The following is a 2,228-nucleotide window of genomic DNA, read 5'->3' on the forward strand; positions in this document are numbered from 1 at the left end:
CTGGCGAGCTTCGCGACCCCTTGAATAGGGTTAACAGGCCCTAAGTGAATCTCCAGGGCCGAGGGGCCGCATGTCGCGGCCATCGCGAGCCCGCTCTCAAGGAGTTCGCCATGCAGATCGCATTCTTGTCTTCGCGCCGGCTCGCCCTCATCGCGGCCGCGGGCGCGGTGGTGGCGCTGGCCCCGATGGTGGCCGCGCAGGCCGACGAGGCCGATGGTTCGGAGCACGTGCTGCAGTTCCAGTCGCAGCGCTCGCGCGCCGACCTCGCGCGCGACGCGGCCCAGGCCACGCAGACCGCGACCGCCTCGCCGATGGTGTCGCAGGAGACCGCGCCGCCGATGGAGCGCGCGCAGCCCGGGCTCACGCGCGACAGCGTCAGCGCGCTCGCGGCCCAGGCCGAGCGCGAGGGACGCATTCCGTACGGCGAGGTGGGCGCGGCCGGCGAATGAATGCCTTCGTGCCACCTTCAGCGGTCGATTTAGGAAGTTCGTTGAACGTCGGCGAAGAAGCGCGCAACGCCCGCTAAGGCTCGCGTAACTCTTTACTCACGCTGCCCTCAGTCGGCCTGCCTAGAGTGCGTTCAGGCCTGCCGCGCGCCCGTCGGCGCCGGCACGAGGCCGGGGACAACCTGTGACCAGGAGAACACGCATGCGCACTTCTTTCAAGCTTCTCGCCGTCGCCTCCTTCGCCGCGTTCGCGGCGACGGGCGCCATCACCGCATCGGCCCAGGAAAAGATGGACGGTTCGGACTACCACCCGCTGCAGATGAACTCGCCCGCCAGCGCCGACATCCAGGCCGCGGCCATGGCCGCCGCGCGCCCGAGCGGCACCGAGTCCATCGGCCAGTCGACCAGCGCACCCGCGATGAACTCGGTGACGCCGGTGTCGGACATCCAGGCCGGCGCCTATTCGGCTTCGCACCCGAGCGGCACCGAGTCGATCGGCCAGTCGACCTCGGCACCGCTGGTGAGGTCGGCCACCGGCAGCTGAGCGACCCGCGCCTCGGCGCCATGAAAAAAAGGGGAGGCAGCGATGCCTCCCCTTTTGTCGTTGGCGCGGTGCGCGTCGTTCAGAGCGCGCTGTCGCTGCCGCTTCCGCTGCCACCGTTGCCGCGCAGCCGCAGCCCGCGGTAGATCAGCGCGCCGATCACGGCGCCCACGATCGGCGCGACCCAGAACAGCCACAGCTGCTCGATCGCATAGCTCGGGCCGAACAGCGCCACGCCGGTGCTGCGCGCCGGGTTCACCGAGGTGTTGGTGACGGGGATCGAGATCAGGTGGATCAGCGTGAGGCACAGGCCGATGGTCAGGCCCGCGAAGTTCTGCGCCGCGCGGCGGCCGGTGGCGCCGAGGATCACGACCAGGAACACGGCCGTGAGCACCACCTCGATCAGCAGCGCCGACATCAGGTTGTAGCCGCCGGGCGAATGCTCGCCGTAGCCGTTGGTGGCGAAGCCGCCGAGCTGCGCGCCGGCCTTGCCGGTGGCGATCAGGTAGAGCAGGCCGCCGGCGACGATCGCGCCCAGCAGCTGCGCCACGATGTAGGCCGCGAGCTGCGTCGGGTTGAAGCGCCCGGCCGCGGCGAGGCCGATCGAGACCGCGGGGTTGAAGTGGCCACCCGAGATCGGGCCGAGCGCATAGGCACCGGTCAGCACCGTGAGGCCGAAGGCCAGCGCGACGCCCGCGAAGCCGATGCCCAGTTCCGGGAAGCCTGCCGCGAGCACCGCGCTGCCGCAGCCGCCGAAGGTGAGCCAGAAGGTGCCGATGAATTCGGCAGCCCATTTCTGCGGTGCACTGAAGTCCCTGCGTTCCATGTTCGATTTCCTCTCTCTGATGTTCTCGATGTCAACGAAAACGCCGGGGCGAAACCCGGCGCGCGCGGATTCTGGAACGGGAAAGGAAGAGGAAACCTTCGGGCGCCCGCACGGGATCGGGCAAGGCGGGCAACTGTTCACGAAAACGTCACGGTTTTCCGCGCGACGCCCGTGCTGGCGCGAACTCAGGGGGTCACGACGATCTTGCCGAAGGCGCCGCGCGCGAGGTGGTCGAGCGCCTGCGGCAGCGCGTCGAAGCCGTAACTGGCGGCGATCGCGGGGCGCAGGCCGTTGGCGTCGACGGCGCGCACGAGCTCCTCGAGCGCGCGCCGGTGGCCCACGCCGATGCCCTGCACCGTGACGCGGCCGAGCACCAGGCCGTAGAAGGAGGCGTCGAGCGTCGTGCCCTCGAGCA

Annotated in this window: 4 protein-coding genes; 2 read left to right on the forward strand and 2 right to left on the reverse strand. The window is 69.9% G+C overall.

Annotation, left to right across the window (positions count from 1 at the left end):
- Positions 1-110 precede the first annotated feature (110 nt).
- Both AC27VN_RS39445 and AC27VN_RS39450 read left to right on the forward strand, forming a co-directional pair.
- The gene (locus tag AC27VN_RS39445) at positions 111-449 is read left to right on the forward strand and encodes a hypothetical protein (RefSeq protein ID WP_490880212.1); all 339 of its coding nucleotides are present in this window, start codon (positions 111-113) and stop codon (positions 447-449) included.
- Between the two features lie 199 nt (positions 450-648).
- The gene (locus AC27VN_RS39450) at positions 649-990 is read left to right on the forward strand and encodes a hypothetical protein (RefSeq protein ID WP_490880213.1); all 342 of its coding nucleotides are present in this window, start codon (positions 649-651) and stop codon (positions 988-990) included.
- Between the two features lie 79 nt (positions 991-1,069).
- Here the strand turns inward: AC27VN_RS39450 and aqpZ are convergent, their stop codons facing one another.
- Positions 1,070-1,813: an aquaporin Z gene (gene aqpZ, locus AC27VN_RS39455; protein ID WP_093355215.1), complete on the reverse strand. Its 744-nt coding sequence runs from the start codon at positions 1,811-1,813 to the stop codon at positions 1,070-1,072.
- Positions 1,814-1,998: 185 nt separating this feature from the next.
- The coding region (locus tag AC27VN_RS39460; protein WP_490880214.1) for a zinc-binding dehydrogenase at positions 1,999-2,228 on the reverse strand (230 nt) is incomplete at its 5' end.

The sequence above is a fragment of the Variovorax sp. 20P10.2.4 genome, from assembly GCF_058244205.1.

Excerpts from the sequence above, each read along its gene's own strand:
- AC27VN_RS39445 (WP_490880212.1), top strand. The coding sequence starts at position 111 with ATGCAGATCGCATTCTTGTCTTCGCGCCGGCTCGCCCTCATCGCGGCC.
- AC27VN_RS39450 (WP_490880213.1), top strand. The coding sequence starts at position 649 with ATGCGCACTTCTTTCAAGCTTCTCGCCGTCGCCTCCTTCGCCGCGTTC.
- aqpZ (WP_093355215.1), bottom strand. The coding sequence starts at position 1,813 with ATGGAACGCAGGGACTTCAGTGCACCGCAGAAATGGGCTGCCGAATTC.